This window comes from Streptomyces sp. NPDC017056, assembly GCF_044332485.1.
Classification (GTDB): domain Bacteria; phylum Actinomycetota; class Actinomycetes; order Streptomycetales; family Streptomycetaceae; genus Streptomyces.
This window is the reverse complement of record NZ_JBIRPD010000028.1, coordinates 18,294-36,282: the sequence shown is the minus strand read 5'-3', so window position 1 is coordinate 36,282 and position 17,989 is coordinate 18,294. Positions and strand designations below refer to the sequence as shown.

Here is a 17,989-nt window from a genome sequence, read left to right as displayed (position 1 = left end):
TAGCCTTGCAAAGCATCTATTACTGAGAGGAACACCACCGATTTCGTAGGTCACTCTGGGTGATCTGAGAGGAGTCGTTCCCCTATGGCCCGGTGCAGCCTTGCGCCCGCGGGGTCGCCGAGCCGTTCGAGGGTGTCCGCGATCCGCAGCTGGAGCGCCGCCTCCAGCCGTCCGTCCCCGGCCTCGGCGGCCAGCGAAAGGGCCGCCGTGCAGGTCCGCAGCGACTCCTCGGGGCGGCCCGCGTACTCCTGCACCCGCGCCGCCTCGCCCAGCGCGCGGGCCTGGCCCGCGACGTCGCCCAGCCTCCGGTACGCCCCGTAGGCGGCCCGCCACTCCTTGAGCGCCTCGCCCCACCGCGCCGCGTACGTCAGCACGGCGCCGATCCGGCCGTGCAGCCGCGCCCCGTCCGCGTTCTCGCCGCGGGTCAGCCGCAGCTCCAGCGCGCGCCCGTACCAGTCGGCGGCCCGCTGCCAGTCCCCCAGTTCCGTGTAGGTGCCCCCCAGCGATTCCAGTGCCCGTACGGTCGCGATGGGGTCCCTGACCTCGCGCGCCGCGCTGAGCGCGCCCCGGTAGCGGGCCATCGCGTCCGTGGTCCGCCCGGCCTGCGCGTCGAGGTCGCCGAGGTTGAGCAGCGCCGCGGCCTTCTCCCTGGCCAGGCCGCGCCGCTCGGCGACCTCCAGGACCAGGCCGTGCAGCCCGTAGAGGTCGGGCGCCGCGGCCTCGGCGCCCTGGTGGGCGATCAGGGTGCGCACGATCGCGGCCACCAGCCGCCGGTCCAGGGTGTCCAGTTCGCCGTCCTCGACGGCGATCCGGGCCGCCTCCAGGAGGGCGGGGCGGCGGCTGCGCAGCCAGGCGGCGGCGGAGGCGGCGGAGGCGAAGCGCAGCGAGCGCGGCAGCCCGGCCACCTTCTGGCGGGCCGGGGACCCGGCGGGTTCGCCGAGGGCCCGGCACGACTGGAGCAGCCGTACGGTCCGCTCCAGCATCCGGGCCCTGGCGAGCTGGATCTCGGCGGGCCGCTCCTTCTCGTGCAGCTCGGAGCGCACCAGGAGGAGCAGGCAGCCCGGCATGCGGTACTGCGCCTGGAGGCCCGCGCTCCCGGCGGCCGGGGAGCCGTGCCCGTCCGGGTGCGGTCCTGCGGGCTCCACATGCCGCAGCAGTCCCTGGGCCGCGAAGTCCCGCAGGGCCGACTCGGCGGCGGCCACCGAGCAGCCGGCCAGGGCGGAGGCGATGTGCGCGTCCACCAGGCCGGCCGGGGCGAGGGTGAGCAGCCGCAGTATGCGGGCCGCGACCGGCGGCAGGCAGTCGTACACGAGGTGGAAGGCGCGGGCCAGCGGGCGGCCGCCGGCCGGCTCGTCGGACTGTTCCGGCGCCTCGCGCAGCGCCTGGAGCAGGTCGGCGACGGAGGACTTGGGGCGCCCCGCGAGCCAGCCGCCCGCGAGGACGAGTGCGGCGGGCCGACCGCCGCACTCCTCCGCGACGGCGTCCGCCGAGCGCGGGTCGACGGTGATACGGGTGGGGCCCGCGTACCGGCTGAGCAGTTCGACGGCGGAGGAGTTGTCGAGGCCGCCGAGGGTGCAGGGCCGGACGTCCGTGATGCCGGTGAGCGGGCCTTCGGAGACCGCGACGACCAGGCAGCCGGCGGCGTCGGGCAGCAGGGGTTCGACCTGTTCGGCGCCGGTGGCGTCGTCCAGGAGGAGCAGGGCCCGGCGCTCGGCGAGGGCGGCGCGCAGCGCCTCGGTCAGCTCGTCCTCCGCCGCGCCCGGCTGGACGGGGGCGCCGAGGTCGGCGAGCAGGTCGCGGGCGACGCGGTCGAGGGGTACGGGCCCGCCGCCGGGGGTGGACAGGGTGGCCCGCAGCACCCCGTCGGGGTAGTCGTCGGCGAGTTGCCTGGCCAGTTCGGCGGCGAGGGCGCTGCGGCCCGAGCCGGGGCGGCCGGCGACCAGCAGGACCCGGCTGCGGGCGCCGCGGCGGCCGGAGAGGGTGTCCAGGCCGGTGCGCGCGATGTCGGCGCGGAGGGCTTTCAGCTCGCGGCGCCGGCCGACGAAGCCGCCGGCCGCGGTGGCGGCGGGCGGCACGGTGCGCCGGGCGGCCGGGCGGCGGCTGCCGGAGGCGGTGCGGTCGCCGGCGCCGGCCTCTTCCGCGGCCGCTCTGTCCGCTTCCGGCCGCGGCCGTGCCGCCGTCGCGGGCCCGCCCGCCTTCCCCGGCGGGACGTGTCCCCCGCCCACCGCCTGATCCGTCACGGGTCACGCTCCCGTCCACCTGCGCTTACGAGCCCACCGCGGTCGCGGACGGGCACGTTGTCGAGCGTAGTTCACGACCCGTCACGCGCCCTGTGGAGCACGACGGTTGGGTCACTCGTCCGGATCAGCGCATCATCGGACCGGAGCGCGTACGGGTACGTTCAGGCGGCCGCCGGGCCCCCTTGAACGGTCACCCCTCGAACGGGCGGGCCGGCCACGGCGCGTCGGCCGGGCGCAACGCGTCCAGGCCGTCCCCAGAGCGGGCCGCGACCAGCGCGAGCACCCCGACCACCAGGCAGTTGTTGTGCAGTTCGCCGGCGAGTACGCCGCGGACCAGTTCGGCGACCGGCACCCGCGCCAGTTCCATGTCGGCCTCTTCCTCGGAGACCTCGAAGCGCTCCCCCACCACCTCGGACAGGCCGCGGGCCAGGAAGATCCGTACGGCCTCGTCGCAGCCGCCGGGGGTGGTGTAGACGTCCGTCAGCACCCGCCAGTCCTCGGCCTTGACGTGCGCTTCCTCGTACAGCTCGCGCTGCACGGCGCTCAGCGGGTTCTCGCCGGGTACGTCCAGCAGCCCGGCCGGCACCTCCCAGAGCTTGTGCCGCACGGGGTGGCGGTACTGGCGCAGCACCAGCACCCGGTCCGCTTCGTCGAGCGCGACGACGGCCACCGAGCCGGGGTGGGTCTGGTAGTCGCGGGTGGCCGTGGAGCCGTCCGGCATGACGACCTCGTCCGTGCGGATGCCGGTCTTCTTGCCGGTGAACGGCGTCGCGGTCGCGGTGACCCGCCACGCTTCCGGGGTGTCCTGGATGGCCATGTGCGTCGTACGTCCTTCCGCGAAAAGCAGTCGACCGGGGCGCCCGGCCAGGTGAAAGGCCAGGTGCCCCGGTCAACCGTACCCGTCGGCGGCCGGCTCCCCCGCGCGCTGCGCGAGGGGGCCGGCCGCCCGCGGGGTCAGCCCTTGGCGCCCTTCTTGGCGCCGGCGGCGGCGCCGGTCTTGCGCTCGACGGCCGCCTTCACCAGGCCCGCGAAGAGCGGGTGCGGGCGGGTCGGGCGGGAGCGCAGCTCCGGGTGCGCCTGAGTGGCGACCAGGTAGGGGTGCACCTCGCGCGGGTACTCGACGTACTCGACCAGCTTGTTGTCCGGGGAGGTGCCGGAGAACTGCAGGCCGGCCTTCTTCTCCAGCTCGCCGCGGTAGGCGTTGTTGACCTCGTAGCGGTGGCGGTGGCGCTCCTCGACGTACGGCTGGTCGTCGTAGACCTCGCGCACGATCGAGCCCTCGGCCAGCTTCGCCGGGTACATGCCCAGCCGCATGGTGCCGCCCATGTCGCCCTCGCCGGCGACGATGTCCATCTGCTCGGCCATGGTGGAGATGACCGGGTCGGCGGCGGCCGGGTCGAACTCGGTGGAGTTCGCGCCCTCGATGCCGGCCAGGTTGCGGGCCGCCTCGATGACCACGCACTGCAGGCCCAGGCACAGGCCGAGCAGCGGCAGCTTGTTCTCGCGGGCGTAGGTGATGGCACCGACCTTGCCGTCCACGCCGCGGTCGCCGAAGCCGCCGGGGATGCAGACCGCGTCGCAGTCGCCGAGCTGCTGCTTGGCGCCGGCCGGGGTCTTGCAGTCGTCGGAGGTGACCCACTTGATCTTCACGCGGGCCTTGTTGGCGAAGCCGCCGGCGCGCAGCGCCTCGGTGACCGACAGGTAGGCGTCGGGCAGGTCGATGTACTTGCCGACCAGCGCGACCTTCACCTCGTGGTCGGGGTTGTGCACCCGGTCCAGCAGGTCGGCCCAGACGGTCCAGTCCACGTCGCGGAAGGGCAGGTCCAGCTTGCGCACGACGTACGCGTCCAGGCCCTCGGCGTGCACGACCTTGGGGATGTCGTAGATGGAGGGGGCGTCCGGGCAGGCGATGACGGCGGCCTCGTCCACGTCGCACATCAGCGAGATCTTGCGCTTGATGGCGGTGGGCACCTCGCGGTCGGCGCGCAGCACGATGGCGTCCGGCTGGATGCCGATGTTGCGCAGCGCCGCGACCGAGTGCTGGGTCGGCTTGGTCTTCAGCTCGCCGGAGGGGCCGATGTAGGGCAGCAGCGAGATGTGCACGACGAAGACGTTGTCGCGGCCGACCTCGTGGCGGACCTGGCGGACGGTCTCCAGGAACGGCAGCGACTCGATGTCGCCGACGGTGCCGCCGACCTCGGTGATGACGACGTCGACGTCCTCGTGGGCCAGCCGGCGGATGCGGTGCTTGATCTCGTTGGTGATGTGCGGGATGACCTGCACGGTGTCGCCCAGGTACTCGCCGCGCCGCTCCTTGGCGATCACGGTGTTGTAGACCTGGCCGGTGGTGACGTTCGCGGAGCCGTCGAGGTCGACGTCCAGGAAGCGCTCGTAGTGGCCGATGTCCAGGTCGGTCTCGGCGCCGTCGTTGGTGACGAAGACCTCACCGTGCTGGAACGGGTTCATCGTGCCGGGGTCGACGTTCAGGTACGGGTCGAGCTTCTGCATGGTGACCCGCAGGCCCCGCGCCTTGAGCAGCGCGCCCAGGCTGGAAGCGGTGAGCCCCTTGCCGAGCGAGGAGGCGACGCCCCCGGTGACGAAGAGGTGCTTGGTCGTCGAGGTGGTGCTGTTTCGAAAAGCAGCGGGCGGCATGGCCAAGAGGGGGCTCCCGTGGTCGCGAGGTGAAGAGGTGCGCATCAGTCACCCACTGCGGTTTTCAGGGGTGCCGTCGCTGCGGTCGGGGGTGCCTTGTGCTTGCGCCGGGCCCACCGGTCCACGGGGTACCAGGCTATCAGCGACCGGGCATGGTCGCGCCCGGCGGCGCCCGCGCCACACGGGTACGGCCGTCGCACACCGGCCTCGTACGGCCCGGCGTGACCCAGGCCACCCGTTCGGCGCAACGCTGTCTTCCCGCAGTCACGAGCGGATCACTGCCGTGCGTCGTATCCTGCTCGGACACTCGCTACGAGCCGTCCGGCAAGGCACCACCCCCGCCCCGATTTCCGGACTCGCTGCTCGGCAGAGTTTCATGGGCAGGACGGACAAGATCACACGTCCCATGGGGGGCGTCACTCCAGTTCGACGGGAGATGCACGTGGCCGGGCGCATCGAGGACTACGCACTCATCGGCGATATGCAGACCGCCGCTCTTGTGTGCCGGGACGGCACGGTGGATTGGCTGTGCCTGCCCCGCTTCGACTCACCCGCGGTCTTCGCAGGACTGCTGGGCACGGAAGAAAACGGTTTCTGGCGGCTGGGGCCCGCACACAGCCCCGAGGGCGGTCCGGTGCCCGCCGACCGCCGCCGCTACCGGGGCGACTCGCTCGTCCTGGAGTCCGAGTGGGACACTCCGCGCGGCACGGTCCGCGTCATCGACTTCATGCCGCCGCGCGAGGATGCGACGCCGCAGCTGATCCGTATCGTGGAAGGCGTCAGCGGGCGGGTGCCGATGCGCTCGGCGCTGCGCATGCGCTTCTCGTACGGCTGGGTGGTGCCGTGGGTCCACAAGATCGACGAGCGCACCGTCGCGGTCGCCGGGCCCGACTCGGTGTGGCTGGACACCGAGGCCGAGACCTACGGCCGGGACCTGACGACGTACGCGGACTTCACGGTCGGCCCCGGCGAGCGGATCGCCTTCACGATCAGCTGGCAGCCCTCGCACAGCCGACCGCCGCACGTGCCGGAGCCGGAAGCGGCGCTGGAGGCGACCGAGGACTTCTGGCGCGAGTGGGTCGACCACTGCACGTACCACGGCCCGTACCGGGACGCGGTGGTCCGCTCGCTGATCACGCTCAAGGCGCTCACGTACGCGCCGACCGGCGGCATCGTCGCCGCGCCCACCACCTCGCTGCCCGAGGACATCGGCGGCTCCCGCAACTGGGACTACCGCTTCACCTGGCTGCGGGACGCGGCGATCACCCTGTCCTCGCTGCTGCGCACCGGCTACCGCGAAGAGGCCCGCGCCTGGCGCGAGTGGCTGCTGCGCGCGGTGGCGGGCGACCCGGAGAACCTCCAGATCATGTACGGGATCGCGGGCGAACGGGAACTGGGCGAGAACGAGCTGACCTGGCTGACGGGGTACGAGAACTCCCGTCCGGTGCGGGTCGGCAACGGCGCCGCGGGGCAGCTCCAGCTCGACGTGTACGGCGAGGTCACCGAGGCGCTGCACCTGGCGCACAACACGGGCCTGGCCCGCAACGACTACGCCTCGCTCCTCCAGCTCAAGCTGATCCAGTGGGTCGAGAAGCACTGGGACGAGCCGGACGAGGGCATCTGGGAGGTGCGCGGCCCGCGCCGGCACTTCGTGCACTCCAAGGTGATGACCTGGGTCGCGGTGGACCGCACGATCAAGCTGATCGAGTCCGGTGACGTGGACGGCCCGCTGGACCGCTGGCGGCAGCTGCGCGAGACGATCCACCGGGAGGTGTGCGAGAAGGGCTACGACCCGGAGCGCAACACCTTCACGCAGTCCTACGGCTCCAAGGAGCTGGACGCCTCGCTGCTGCTGATCCCGCAGATGGGCTTCCTGCCGCCGGACGACAAGCGGGTCATCGGCACCATCGAGGCCATCCAGCGGGAGCTGGGCACCGAGGACGGCTTCGTGCTGCGCTACCCGACCTCGGGCGACGACGCGGGCGTGGACGGCCTGGAGGGCGACGAGGGCGCGTTCCTGGCGTGCTCGTTCTGGCTGGCCGACGACCTGGCGATGATCGGGCGGGTCGAGGAGGCCCGCATCCTGTTCGAGAAGCTGCTCTCGCTCCGCAACGACCTGGGCCTGCTGGCCGAGGAGTGGGACTCCAGGCTCCAGCGGCAGGTGGGCAACTTCCCGCAGGCGTTCAGCCACGTCCCGCTGATCGACACGGCACTGCGGCTGACGGCCAGCGGGGCGTACGGGGGGTAACGGCCGACGGACGAGGGGTGTGGAATCCCGTTCCCCGTGCCGCACACGGCAGGTGAGCGGGATTCACGCCTCCGACCAGCGGTTCCCCGCTTCGCGTACCGGGGACCGCATGCCGAGCCACTGCTCGGCGCTCCATGCCTCGAACCGCTCCACTTCGGTGAATCCCAGCTTCGCCGCGAGGCGCATCGAGCCGACGTTGGCGGTCTGGGTGGCGAGCACCACGGGCTCGCCGGGAAGCGCGTCGGCGAGCCAGTCGAGTGCCGCCGCGCACGCCTCGGCGGCGTACCCGTATCCCCACGCCTGCGGCAGGAAGAGGTAGCCGAGTTCGGCCTTCCCCACGGCAGCCGGGCGATGGTGCACGGTTGCTCTCCTGAGCAGTACCTGGCCGATCATCGCCCCGGCGAGATCGACGACGAAGCTCCCGGGCCGCTGCCCGGGCACTTCGGGCGTCTCGCGCTCCAGCTCGTCACGCGGCCGGGGGCCGCCGAGGTAGGTGTGCACCTCCGGCGAGGCGAGCAGTTCGATGAACGCCGCACGGTCCCGGGCCTCGGGCTCACGGAGGACGAGTCTCTCTGTCCTGATCGGCTCGGGCGGCCAGGCCACGGGTCCCAGACCTTCCATCCGTGCACGCTAACAGGTGGTCGGACCGACCGACCGGGAAAGCCGGGTGCCGCATACGCCTCCGGGCCCGCGCGCCGAGGGACAAGGGGACCCACGAGGGGCCACGGCAGCGGTGCCGTGGCCCCTCGTTCTCTTCCGCCGCCGGTCAGAACGCCGTCAGCGTCAGCGTCATCTCGCGCGGCGCGCCGTCCTCGATGTACGAGGCGAAGTTGGCCACGTCGTCGAAGGCGAAGCCGTACGCCTTGCCGTCGGCGGCCTCGGCGTGCAGGACCCGCGCGTAGTGGTTGGCGAGCTGCCCCTTGTAGAAGGTGCCGGGGTCGGTGGTGGGCTGGGCCGCGTGGTCGGCGAGGGTGGCGCGGTTGAGGGCGGCGCCGAGCACCGCGGCGACCGGGCCGCGCAGTCCGTCGTTGGGGGCTTGCAGGGTGCCGTGGCAGAAGAGCACGTCGCGGGTGGAGGGCTTGGCGATGGAGAACTGGGCGGGGCCGCGGAAGGTGAACTGGCCGCCGCCGACCCGGCCGGTGAAGGTGCCCCGGTTGGTGGTGACCTTCAGGTCCTTGGACGTGTACGCGTTCCAGGCGCGGTCGATGTACGGCGCGAAGTAGTTCCGGTCGAACAGCCCGGCGTCCAGGCCGTGGCTGGGGGCGATGACGCGCTTGTCGCCGACGACGAGCTTGCCGAAGCCCGGCGTACGGCCGATCTCGGAGAAGATCCGGGAGCGGGCACCGGCCTTGAGCGCCCCGGCCGTCTGGTCGCGGGCGCCGACGAGGCGGATGGACATCGGGACGCTGAACATGTCGACGGCCGTGGTGTTGCAGTGCATGCCGGCCCCGTCGTACGTGAACTCCGCGCAGTCGTGCACGATCTGGTAGTTGGGGTCGCCGGACACCCAGCCCGCCGGGTAGGCCAGCGCGGGCCTGCCGTTGCCGTCCTGCACGGCCTTGAACTTGAGCTTGGCGCCGAGCGACGCGTAGATGCGCCCGGACATCTGCGGGATGCGCAGGGTGGTGTTGCCGTTGGCGGCGAGCGGTATGCCGTAGTCGGTGAAGCCGTCCGGGCGGTTGTCGGAGAGGGCGATGGGCTTGATCTCGCCGTTCGCGGTGACCCGTACCTGCTGGCCTCCGGTGTTGCCGACGATGTAGATCCAGATGACGTTGTTGGCGTAGCGGCCGGTCCGGTTGACGACGTGCAGCGGCAGTCCGGCCGCCGCGGCGCCGGCGGCCGGTGCGGCCCCCGCGGCGCCGTTCAGGAGGAGACTGGCGCCCGCTCCGGCGGCGGCACTGGCGGCGAGTCCGCCGAGCAGGGTACGACGGGAGATCATGCGGTGGCTCCTTGCTGTACGGAGACGGACACGTGGTCGACGAGCAGGGAGCCGCCGGGGCGTGTCGCGTCGGTGGGGGTGGCGCGGCCCGCGACGGCGTCCGGGAAGGCGCCGCCCATCGCGAGGTTGATCAGGAGGAAGTGGCCGTGGTGGGTCGTCCTGGCCCAGGTGCCGGCGTCCATGTCGGCGGAGCTGACGGTGTGGAAGCGCTGCCCGTCCACGGACCAGTGCAGGTATTCGGTGGAACCGGTGCGGTCCAGTTCCAGGGCGTAGGTGTGGAATCCGGCCTGGCAGGAGGCGCCCGGGCAGACGCGGGAATTGCCCTTGCCCTGCGACTCGTTGCAGGGGCCGCCGGGGTTGACGCCGCAGTGCAGCACGCCCCAGACGCGGTTGATCCCGTTGACGTTCTCCATGATGTCGAACTCGCCGATGCCCGGCCAGTTCCAGTAGTTGCCGCGGAAGTCGGCGCCCAGCGTCCAGAAGGCGGGCCAGTAGCCGAGCGCCGCGTCGCCGGAGACGTCGGGCATCCTGACGCGTGCCTCGATCCGCAGCTTGCCCTTGGCGGGGGCGGCGAAGTCGGTGCGCCGGGTCTCGATGCGGCCGGAGGTCCAGGTGCCGCCGACCTTGCGGGCGGTGATCTTCAGGTGTCCCGCGCCGTCGAGTTGCAGGTTCTCGGCGCGGTCGGTGTAGGTCTGGTGCTCGCCGGTGCCCCAGTTGGCGGGGCCGCCCGGGTAGCTCTTGCCGGTGTCGACGATCCAGTCGGCGCCGGACGGGCGGGAGCCGGCGGGGCCGTTGAAGTCGGTGCGCCAGACCTCGGCGAACGGCGCTGCCGCCGGTTCGCGGGCCGCCGCGGTGGACGGGGCGGGCGGCCAGGTCACGGCGAGGGCGGCGCCCAGGGCGCAGAGCAGCGCTCCGGTTCTCGTCCGCGGCCGTCTCCCGGCACGTATTCGTATGCGCATGAAACACGCTCCTCGACAGGGTGGGGGTGGTGAGGAGTTCCATGACCGTGCCCGGCCTGAGAACATTGAGAGCGCTCTCAAGCCGTGCCGGGGCACACAGTGCCGACTCCGCGCCGAGGCGTCAAGGCTTGGCTTGATCCGCGGAGTTGGAGCCGACTCACATTTCGGGGGTTGAATGGTGCAGGCAACGAATCGTGGACGTCCCACACTTGAGGCGGTCGCCGCACGGGCCGGCGTCTCCCGCGCCACGGTCTCCCGCGTGGTCAACGGCGGCGCCGGAGTGCGCGCCGAGGTACGCGAACGGGTCCGGCGCGCGATCGCCGACCTGGGGTACGTACCGAACAGCGCGGCCCGCTCGCTGGTCACCCGCCGCACCGGCGCGGTCGCCGTGGTGATCGCCGAGCCGGAGTCCCGGGTCTTCGCCGACCCGTTCTTCGGCCGGCAGCTGCGCGGCATCAGCCGGGAGCTGTCGGCCGCCGACACCCAGCTGCTGCTCCTCCTCCACGAGAACAGCGCCGACTACGAACGCATCGGCCGCTACCTGTCCGCCGGGCACGTCGACGGCGTGCTGATGTTCTCGCTGCACCGCGACGACCCGCTGCCCGCCATGGCGGCGGCGTCCGGCCTGCCCACGGTCTTCGGCGGCCGCCCCGGCTGGGCGGGCGCCGAGCGCGCGCCTCGCCCGTTGTACGTCGACACCGACAACCGCGACGGCGCCCGGCAGGCCGTACGCCACCTCCTCGCCCGCGGCCGCCGCCGGATCGCCGTCATCACCGGCCCGCTCGACCAGACCTCCGCCCAGGACCGCCTGGACGGCTACCTGGACGCCCTCGCCCCCGCGGCGGCCGACCCCCGGCTGATCGCGGACGGCGGCTTCACGGCGGCGGGCGGCGAGCGCGCCATGGCGCGCCTGCTGGCCGCGGCGCCGGACCTGGACGCCGTCTTCGCCTGCTCCGACCTGATGGCCTCCGGCGCGCTGCGCACCCTGCGGGCGCACGGCCGCCGGGTGCCGCAGGACGTGGGCGTGGTCGGCTACGACGACCTGGACCCCGCGGCCTGGACGGACCCGCCGCTGACCACGGTGCGCCAGGACGTGGAGGAGATGGGCCGCCTGATGGCGCGGCTGCTGCTACGGCGCCTGGCGGCGGACGGTGCGGCGGACGGTACGGGCCCGGAAGCCGCCGGAGCCGGGCCGTCTCCCGTGATCACGGCGGCGACACTGGTGGTCAGGGAATCGGGATGAGGGCCGGGGCCCGCACCGGGCCCGCACCAGGCCCGGACCGCCCGCAGCCCGCTACGTCCGCATAGCGGAACACAGGTACCGTTCCACGCCATGGGGCCGGAAGCGAAGACCGAAGCGGTGATCACGGTACGCCGGGCGCTGGAGCTGCCCGCGCTGCGGCGCGGGCTGCCCGAGGTGGTGGCCGGCGAGGACCGCCTCGACCGCGCCGTGCGCTGGGTGCACGCGGGCGAGGTCCCGCACATCGCCTCGCTGCTCAAGGGCGGCGAGCTGCTGCTGACCACCGGCCTCGGCCTGGGCGCCCGCCCCTCCGAGCAGCGCGCCTTCGTCAGCAAACTGGCCGACCGCGAGATCGCCGCCCTCGTCGTCGAGCTGGGCTCCCGCTTCGAGGCGCTGCCCTCGGCCGTCGTCGACAGCGCGCGGGCCCGCGGCCTGCCGCTGGTGCAGCTGCACCGCGAGGTCCCGTACGTCGCCGTCACCGAGGAGATCCACACCGAGCTGGTCAACAGCCACTACCTGCTGCTGCGGCAGGCCGACGAACTCCTGCGGAGCTGTACGGACGTCCTGCTGCGCGGCGGCGGCGCCCCCGAGGTGCTGGGACGGCTGGCCGCCTTCACCGGCAACCCGCTGTGCCTGGAGGCCCCCGACGGCAGCCCCCTGTACGCGGCGGGCCCGGACGGCGCCGGGGCCGCCGACGCCGACCCCCTCCAGGCGTGGCAGGGGCTGCGCGAGACCGGCCTGCGGGTGGACGTGCCCGGCGGCGGCCCCGGCCCCGACGCCGTACGGGCCCGCCTGGTCCTGCTCCCCGTCAACGCGCCCGTCGCGCCGGTGCACCGGATCGCCGCCGAGCGCGCCGCCGACCTGCTCGCCGTGGTGCTGCTCCAGTCCCGCCAGGAGGAGGTGCTCGCCGCGCGGGGCCGCGGCGACTTCCTGGCCGACCTGGCGGAGGGCCGGATCACCGCGGCCGAGGCGCCTGCCCAGGCCCGCCTGCTCGGCTTCCGTCCGGGTGACGAACCGATCCTTCCCGTGGTGATGCGGCTGCCCTCCCAACTGCCCACACCGGGCAGTTGGGCTGTCCTGGCCCGCGCCCTGCGCGAGGAACTGGCCGCACTCGGCGTGCCCGTCCTGCTCGGGGTGCGGCCCGTCGAGGGCCGGGTGCCCCTGCTCGTGGCGCCGCGCGCGGGCCAGGACCGCACGGCCGTCGCCGACCGGGTCGCCGAGGCGCTCCGCGCGGGCGTCGTACGGGCCGGGGCCGACCGCCCGGCGGCGCGGCGCCCGGTGGTCGTGGTCGGCGCGGCGGGCGGCTGGCCCGCGGTGGGCCCCGGACTGCGGCACGCGACGGAGGCGGCGGCCGCCGCGCAGGGCCTGCCGGAGCAGCCGTGGCACGACGCGCGCCGCCTGGACATCGAACTGCTGCTGTGGCGGATGCGCGAACACGGCGAACAGGGCGTCCTGACGGACTTCGTGGACCGCGCCATCGGCCCCCTCCTCGTACACGACCGCTCCGCGCGCCAACCGCTGCTGCCGACGCTGGAGGCGTACCTGGCCAGCGCGGGCCGCAAGGCGGAAACGGCACGCGACCTCAACGTCAACCGGCAGACCCTGTACGACCGCCTGGCCCGCATCGCCCAGTTGCTGGCCACAGACCTGGACGACCCGCAAACGGTCCTCGGCCTACGACTGGCCCTACGGGCCCGACGGCATACGGACCGGCCCTGAACAACCGCACGACCGCCCCGCCCGGACGCCGCCCGTCGCGCTCACCGCCCCCGTCGCTGCATCAGTTCGTCGTACACGCTCAGTACCTGCGCGACCGTTGCGTCCTCGGTGGGCCAGCCTGCGGACTGGGTGCGGCCCGCGGCGGCGAGGGTGTCGCGGCGGGACGGGTCGGCCAGTAGGGCCAGGACCGTGTGGGCGAGGGCCGCGGCGTCGCCGTACGGGACGAGTTCGGCGGCGCTGCCGACCAGTTCGCGGGTGCCGCCGACGTCGGTGGCCACCAGGGGCACGCCGGCCCGCAGGGCCTCCTGGGCGATCAGGGAGCGGGCCTCCCAGCGGCTGGGCAGGACCAGCAGGTCGGCGGCGGCGAGGAGTTCGGGTACGTCGTCGCGGCGGCCGAGCAGGCGCACCGGCAGCTCTTCGGTGTCGATGCGCCGCTGGAGCGCCTCCCGCCGGCCGCCCTCCCCCGCGACCAGGACCACCGGCGGCGGGTCGAGGGCGCACCAGGCGTGCGCCGCGTCCAGCAGGAAGTCGTGGCCCTGGTGGGTCTCCAGCCGGCCGACGGCGAGGATCAGCGGGCGGTCCACGGCGCCCAGTTCGGCGCGCTGTTTGTGGGCCGGGCGGTCCTCCGCCGTGAGGGGGCGGCCGCCGGGGCGGGGGCCCGGGATCGCGACGGGGGCCAGCCGCGCGTCGCGGGCGCCGCGTTCGCGTGCCCGGTCCACCAGGTCGGAGCAGGCGCCCAGGACGACCTCGGCGGCCCGCGCCACCCGCCGCTCCAGCAGGTGGACGAGGCGGGCCCCCGGCCCGTCCGTATGGGCCTTGGTGTGCCAGGTGACCACGAGGGGGACCCGCCGGCCGCGGGTGCCCTGGAGGGCCAGCAGGGCGCGCAGGGCCGCCCGCAGGCCGTGCGCGTGGACCAGGTCGGCGTCCCCGCAGGCGGCGCGGAGCGAGGTCACGCCCGCCGGGTCGGCGCGCGGTGGTACCGGTACGAACCGCGCGCCGGTGTCCGCGTAGTCGTAGGTGTCCTCGGTGGCGGCCGAGGCGCACACGGTCACCCGGACCCCGCGGGCCACCAGCCCGGCGGCCAGCGAACGGACGTGTGCGGCGCTGCCCGCGCTGCCGCGGCCCAGCACCTGGACCGTGCGCAGCGGCGACTGCCCGTGCGGCGGGACCGGGGTGCTGGTCACGTGGGCGGTACTCCTGGGTCGGTGGCGGGCCGGGCGCGGAACGGCGGCTTCCGGCAGCCGTCCGGGCGCGGGCTCCGGGCGGGCGCGGTGGTGCGCAGCCGTACGCGCTGCGCCCAGGATGCCAGCCCGCGCCGCACATCCGGCACCACCGGCGAGCCGCCCCGATGGCGCACTCCGCCCATACCACCACGGGACCACCCACATGGGTGACAATCCACCCGCCCCTACGGAGTACGCCCCCTGACCGGGGCACCCGCCCCGCGAGCCCCGTAACGGTTCAGCGCCCCGAGCGCGCGGCCTCCAGCAGCTCTTCCGCGTGGGCGCGCGCCGTCTCGGAGTCCTCCTGGCCCGCGAGCATGCGGGAGAGCTCGCGTACCCGGTCCTCGCCCTCCAGGACCGTGACGCCGCTGCGGGTCACCGAGCCGTCGTGGGTCTTCTCCACCAGCAGCTGGCGGTCGGCGAAGGCGGCGACCTGCGGGAGGTGGGTGACCACCACGACCTGCGCGGACTTGGCCAGGCGCGCCAGCCGGCGGCCGACCTCCACGGCCGCCTTGCCGCCGACGCCCGCGTCCACCTCGTCGAACAGGTACGTCGGTACGGGATCGGAACCGGCGAAGACGACCTCGACCGCGAGCATCACGCGGGAGAGTTCACCGCCCGAGGCGCCCTTGGCGATCGGGCGGGGCGGGGTGCCGGGGTGCGGGGCGAGCAGCAGCTCCACCTCGTCGGCGCCGGTGGGGCCGAAGGCCACCGCCCGGCCGCCGACCTCGACGCCGCCGCCGTCCTCCGCGACCTCGGTCTGGGTGATCTGGACGCTCACCCTGGCGTGCGGCATGGCCAGTTCGGCCAGCTCGGCCGTGACCGCGTCGGCGAATCGCTTCGCCGACGCCTCGCGGGCGTCGGTCAACGCCTGCGCGAGTTCGCCGAGTTCGGCGCGGAGCGCGTCGTGTTCGGCCGTCAGCTCGCCGATCCGGTCGTCGTCGCCGTCCAGTTCGGCGAGCCGGACGGCGCCCTCCTCGGCCCAGGCCAGTACGGCGCCGATGTCCGCGCCGTACTTGCGCGTCAGGTGCGTGAGGGCGGCGCGGCGCTCCTCGACGGCGGCGAGCCGCAGCGGGTCCGCGTCCAGGCCGTCCGCGTAGCTCGCCAGTTCGCCCGCCACGTCCGCCATCAGGATGCCGATCTCGCCCAGCCGCTCGGTGAGCGCGGACAGCACCGGGTCGTGGCTGCGCACGGCGTCCAGCGCCCGGTGCGCGCCCGCGACCAGGGTGGTGGCGTCCACGGCCTCCAGGTCCTCGGGGTTGCCGGCGAGGGCGGCGTGCGCGGCGGCGGCGGCCGAGGCCAGCGCCTCGGCGTGACCGAGCCGTTCGGCCTCGGCGGCCAGCTCGGCGTCCTCGTCCGGCTGCGGTTCGACCCCGGCGATCTCCTCCAGGCCGAAGCGCAGCAGGTCGGCTTCCTGGGCGCGCTCGCGGGCGCGTGTCGTCAGCTCGTCCAGCTCGGCGGCGACGGCGCGCAGCCGCCGGTAGGCGGCGGTGTACTTGGCGAGGGGTACGGAGACCGCGTCGCCCGCGTACCGGTCCAGGGCCTGGCGCTGCCGGGCCGGGCGCAGCAGCCCCTGCTGGTCGGTCTGGCCGTGCACGGCGACCAGGTCGTCCGCCAACTCCCCCAGTAGCCCGACCGGGACGGAGCGCCCGCCGACGTGGGCGCGCGAGCGGCCTTCGGCCGAGACCGTGCGGCTGATCAGCAGGGTCCCGTCGTCCAGCTCGGCGCCCGCCTCCTCGGCGCGTACCGCGGCGGGGGCCGCAGGGCCCACCGCTATGCGGCCCTCCACGACCGCCGACTTGGCTCCGATCCGCACCAGGGCGGGATCGGCGCGCCCGCCGAGCAGCAGCCCGAGGCTGGTGACGACCATGGTCTTGCCCGCGCCCGTTTCGCCGGTCACCGCCGTGAAACCCGGCGACAGCTCGACGACGGCATCGTCAATGACGCCCAGGGACCTGATCCGCATCTCCTCCAACACGGATACGACCTTACGAGGTCCCGGGCCCGCCCCGCGACGGCCTCCCCTCGCCCGGCCGCGGCAACCTGCGGAAAACCCCACCACGGGAACGGGTGATCTCCTCATGGTGGCACCCCCGTCCCGCCCGTCACGCTGGTGGGAGCACGGCCGGAAGGGGCCGGAAGAGGGCAGTCCGCATGCCGGTCCACGTGGAGGTCAACATGTAGGTCCACTTGTCGGTTCTTGCCCTATCCGCCCTGGACCGCGGCCCTCACCGACTCACTGGGAGCAAGAACATGACCGGACGCCCCACCGGGCCGGACACCGCACACCGCACCGCCCGGCGGGACGGCCGCCCCACTCGCCGCCCCACCCGCCGCACCGCCCTGCTGCTGGCCGCCTGCACCGCCCTGGCCGCCACCGTCTCCGCGCCGGCCGCCGCGCAACCGCAACCGGACCACGCGGCCCGGCCCGGGGCGGCCGCGCTGCAAGGCGTGTGGCAAATGGACGGGTACGGCACGTACGTCACGATCGACGGGCCGCGGCTGCGCGCCTACGAGACCACGGCCGTCAGCTGCCTCCCCGGCTCCCTGAACGGCGTCCGCGAGAGCGGGCCCGACGCGCAGGGCCGGGTGCACTTCGCCGTACCGGGCTCGGCGCGCGTCACGGTCGCCCCGCAGAACGCCCGCGAGGCCCGCCTGAGCATCCAGGACAACGTCGGCCACCGCACCCTGCACCGCGTCGCCGGGCTGCCCGCCCGCTGCCACCAGGACCCGTCCGAGGTCCCCCGTGACGCCCGTGCGGTGTTCGACGTCTTCTGGCAGACCTACGCCGAGAACTACCCGTTCTTCGCCGCCAAGGGAATCGACTGGGCCGCGGTGCGCGACCGGTACCGCCCGCGCGTCCCCGCCGGGACGAGCGACGACGTGCTGTTCGCCGTGCTCCGCGAGATGATCGAACCGCTGCACGACGGGCACACCAAGCTGGACGCGGGCCCCGGCCGCCAGTACAGCGGGGTGCGGCCCGGGACGACCCTCCCCTCCACCCCGTTCCTCGAGCAGGTGGACGCGGCGATCGGCGCCAACCTCGGCCGGGACGCCACCCTCCACCGGTGGGCCGGCGGCGCGCTCTCGTACGCCGACCTCCCCGGCCGCCTCGGCTACCTCCGCATCACGTCCTTCAACGGCTACACGGACCAAGACGACTACGAAAGCGACGTCGCCGAGCTGGACCGGGCGCTGGACGCGGTGTTCACCCGCGCCCGTACGTCCGGGCCCAACGCCCTGCGCGGCCTCGTCGTCGACCTGCGGCTGAACGGCGGCGGCTCGGACCCGCTCGGGCTGCGCGTCGCCTCCCGGCTGACGGACCGCCCGTACCTGGCGTACCGCAAACACGCGCGCAACGACCCGCGTGACCCGCGCGCATTCACCCCCGACCAGCCCGCGTACCTACGCCCGTACCAGGGACCGCGCTACACGGGCCCGGTCGCGCTGCTGACCGGGGACCTCACGATCAGCGCGGGCGAGACCTTCACCCAGGCGCTGCTGGGCCGTACGCCGGCGCCGGTCCGGATCGGCGGGAACACCCAGGGCGTCTTCTCCGACACCATGGACCGCACGCTGCCGAACGGCTGGAAGTTCGCGCTGCCCAACGAGGAGTTCCTGACGGCGGACGGCCGCACGTTCGACGGCACGGGCATTCCGCCGGCCGTCCGCGTCCCGGTCTTCGCCGCCGGGGACCTGGCGGCCCGCCGCGACCCGGCCCTGTCCCGTGCCCGGTCCCTCCTGGCCGCCGGCCGGGCGTCGTGAGCCC

General features: G+C 74.2%; 12 protein-coding genes. 4 read left to right on the top strand and 8 right to left on the bottom strand.

Features of this window, described 5'->3' with window-relative positions; genetic code table 11:
- Positions 1 to 50: 50 nt before the first annotated feature.
- The 3 genes from ACH4OW_RS35520 to ACH4OW_RS35510 form a co-directional block, all read right to left on the bottom strand.
- The gene (locus ACH4OW_RS35520) at positions 51 to 2,240 is read right to left on the bottom strand and encodes a tetratricopeptide repeat protein (RefSeq protein WP_398032386.1); all 2,190 of its coding nucleotides are present in this window, start codon (positions 2,238 to 2,240) and stop codon (positions 51 to 53) included.
- A gap of 190 nt (positions 2,241 to 2,430) precedes the next feature.
- Complete coding sequence (locus ACH4OW_RS35515) at positions 2,431 to 3,057, bottom strand: NUDIX hydrolase (RefSeq protein WP_360136614.1); 627 nt, start codon at positions 3,055 to 3,057, stop codon at positions 2,431 to 2,433.
- Between the two features lie 137 nt (positions 3,058 to 3,194).
- Positions 3,195 to 4,892, bottom strand: a complete 1,698-nt coding sequence (locus ACH4OW_RS35510; protein WP_360136660.1) for a CTP synthase — start codon at positions 4,890 to 4,892, stop codon at positions 3,195 to 3,197.
- A 436-nt stretch (positions 4,893 to 5,328) separates the two neighbouring features.
- On the opposite strand from ACH4OW_RS35510, the gene ACH4OW_RS35505 reads away from it, so the two are divergent.
- Positions 5,329 to 7,140: a glycoside hydrolase family 15 protein gene (locus ACH4OW_RS35505; protein ID WP_360136613.1), complete on the top strand. Its 1,812-nt coding sequence runs from the start codon at positions 5,329 to 5,331 to the stop codon at positions 7,138 to 7,140.
- Positions 7,141 to 7,203: 63 nt separating this feature from the next.
- Here ACH4OW_RS35505 and ACH4OW_RS35500 read toward each other — a convergent pair whose 3' ends face one another.
- The 3 genes from ACH4OW_RS35500 to ACH4OW_RS35490 form a co-directional block, all read right to left on the bottom strand.
- A complete protein-coding gene (locus ACH4OW_RS35500; RefSeq protein ID WP_360136612.1) occupies positions 7,204 to 7,761 on the bottom strand; it encodes a GNAT family N-acetyltransferase in 558 nt (185 codons plus the stop codon).
- 145 nt (positions 7,762 to 7,906) lie between these two features.
- A complete protein-coding gene (locus ACH4OW_RS35495) occupies positions 7,907 to 9,079 on the bottom strand; it encodes a beta-1,3-glucanase family protein (RefSeq protein ID WP_360136611.1) in 1,173 nt (390 codons plus the stop codon).
- Positions 9,076 to 10,038: a glycoside hydrolase family 16 protein gene (locus tag ACH4OW_RS35490; protein ID WP_398032383.1), complete on the bottom strand. Its 963-nt coding sequence runs from the start codon at positions 10,036 to 10,038 to the stop codon at positions 9,076 to 9,078. Before ACH4OW_RS35490 ends, ACH4OW_RS35495 begins: the two co-directional genes overlap by 4 nt.
- A 175-nt stretch (positions 10,039 to 10,213) precedes the next feature.
- Here ACH4OW_RS35490 and ACH4OW_RS35485 point away from each other — a divergent pair, with 175 nt between their 5' ends.
- Together ACH4OW_RS35485 and ACH4OW_RS35480 are read left to right on the top strand one after the other, a co-directional pair.
- Positions 10,214 to 11,281, top strand: a complete 1,068-nt coding sequence (locus tag ACH4OW_RS35485; protein WP_398032382.1) for a LacI family DNA-binding transcriptional regulator — start codon at positions 10,214 to 10,216, stop codon at positions 11,279 to 11,281.
- A 90-nt stretch (positions 11,282 to 11,371) separates the two neighbouring features.
- On the top strand, positions 11,372 to 12,997 hold the full coding sequence (locus ACH4OW_RS35480) for a PucR family transcriptional regulator (RefSeq protein WP_398032379.1): 1,626 nt from the start codon (positions 11,372 to 11,374) through the stop codon (positions 12,995 to 12,997).
- 41 nt (positions 12,998 to 13,038) lie between these two features.
- Here ACH4OW_RS35480 and ACH4OW_RS35475 read toward each other — a convergent pair whose 3' ends face one another.
- Entirely contained in the window at positions 13,039 to 14,181 is a 1,143-nt protein-coding gene (locus tag ACH4OW_RS35475) for a glycosyltransferase family 4 protein (RefSeq protein ID WP_398032376.1), read from the bottom strand.
- A 277-nt stretch (positions 14,182 to 14,458) separates the two neighbouring features.
- Positions 14,459 to 16,186 (bottom strand): DNA repair protein RecN, encoded by a 1,728-nt coding sequence (recN, locus tag ACH4OW_RS35470; protein WP_398032483.1) that lies wholly within the window; start codon positions 16,184 to 16,186, stop codon positions 14,459 to 14,461.
- A 287-nt stretch (positions 16,187 to 16,473) separates the two neighbouring features.
- On the opposite strand from recN, the gene ACH4OW_RS35465 reads away from it, so the two are divergent.
- On the top strand, positions 16,474 to 17,985 hold the full coding sequence (locus tag ACH4OW_RS35465; protein WP_398032374.1) for a S41 family peptidase: 1,512 nt from the start codon (positions 16,474 to 16,476) through the stop codon (positions 17,983 to 17,985).
- Positions 17,986 to 17,989 lie beyond the last annotated feature (4 nt).

Excerpts from the sequence above, each read along its gene's own strand:
- ACH4OW_RS35510 (WP_360136660.1), bottom strand. The coding sequence starts at position 4,892 with ATGCCGCCCGCTGCTTTTCGAAACAGCACCACCTCGACGACCAAGCAC.
- recN (WP_398032483.1), bottom strand. The coding sequence starts at position 16,186 with ATGCGGATCAGGTCCCTGGGCGTCATTGACGATGCCGTCGTCGAGCTG.
- ACH4OW_RS35500 (WP_360136612.1), bottom strand. The coding sequence starts at position 7,761 with ATGGAAGGTCTGGGACCCGTGGCCTGGCCGCCCGAGCCGATCAGGACA.
- ACH4OW_RS35495 (WP_360136611.1), bottom strand. The coding sequence starts at position 9,079 with ATGATCTCCCGTCGTACCCTGCTCGGCGGACTCGCCGCCAGTGCCGCC.
- ACH4OW_RS35485 (WP_398032382.1), top strand. The coding sequence starts at position 10,214 with ATGGTGCAGGCAACGAATCGTGGACGTCCCACACTTGAGGCGGTCGCC.
- ACH4OW_RS35515 (WP_360136614.1), bottom strand. The coding sequence starts at position 3,057 with ATGGCCATCCAGGACACCCCGGAAGCGTGGCGGGTCACCGCGACCGCG.
- ACH4OW_RS35465 (WP_398032374.1), top strand. The coding sequence starts at position 16,474 with ATGACCGGACGCCCCACCGGGCCGGACACCGCACACCGCACCGCCCGG.
- ACH4OW_RS35480 (WP_398032379.1), top strand. The coding sequence starts at position 11,372 with ATGGGGCCGGAAGCGAAGACCGAAGCGGTGATCACGGTACGCCGGGCG.
- ACH4OW_RS35490 (WP_398032383.1), bottom strand. The coding sequence starts at position 10,038 with ATGCGCATACGAATACGTGCCGGGAGACGGCCGCGGACGAGAACCGGA.
- ACH4OW_RS35505 (WP_360136613.1), top strand. The coding sequence starts at position 5,329 with ATGCACGTGGCCGGGCGCATCGAGGACTACGCACTCATCGGCGATATG.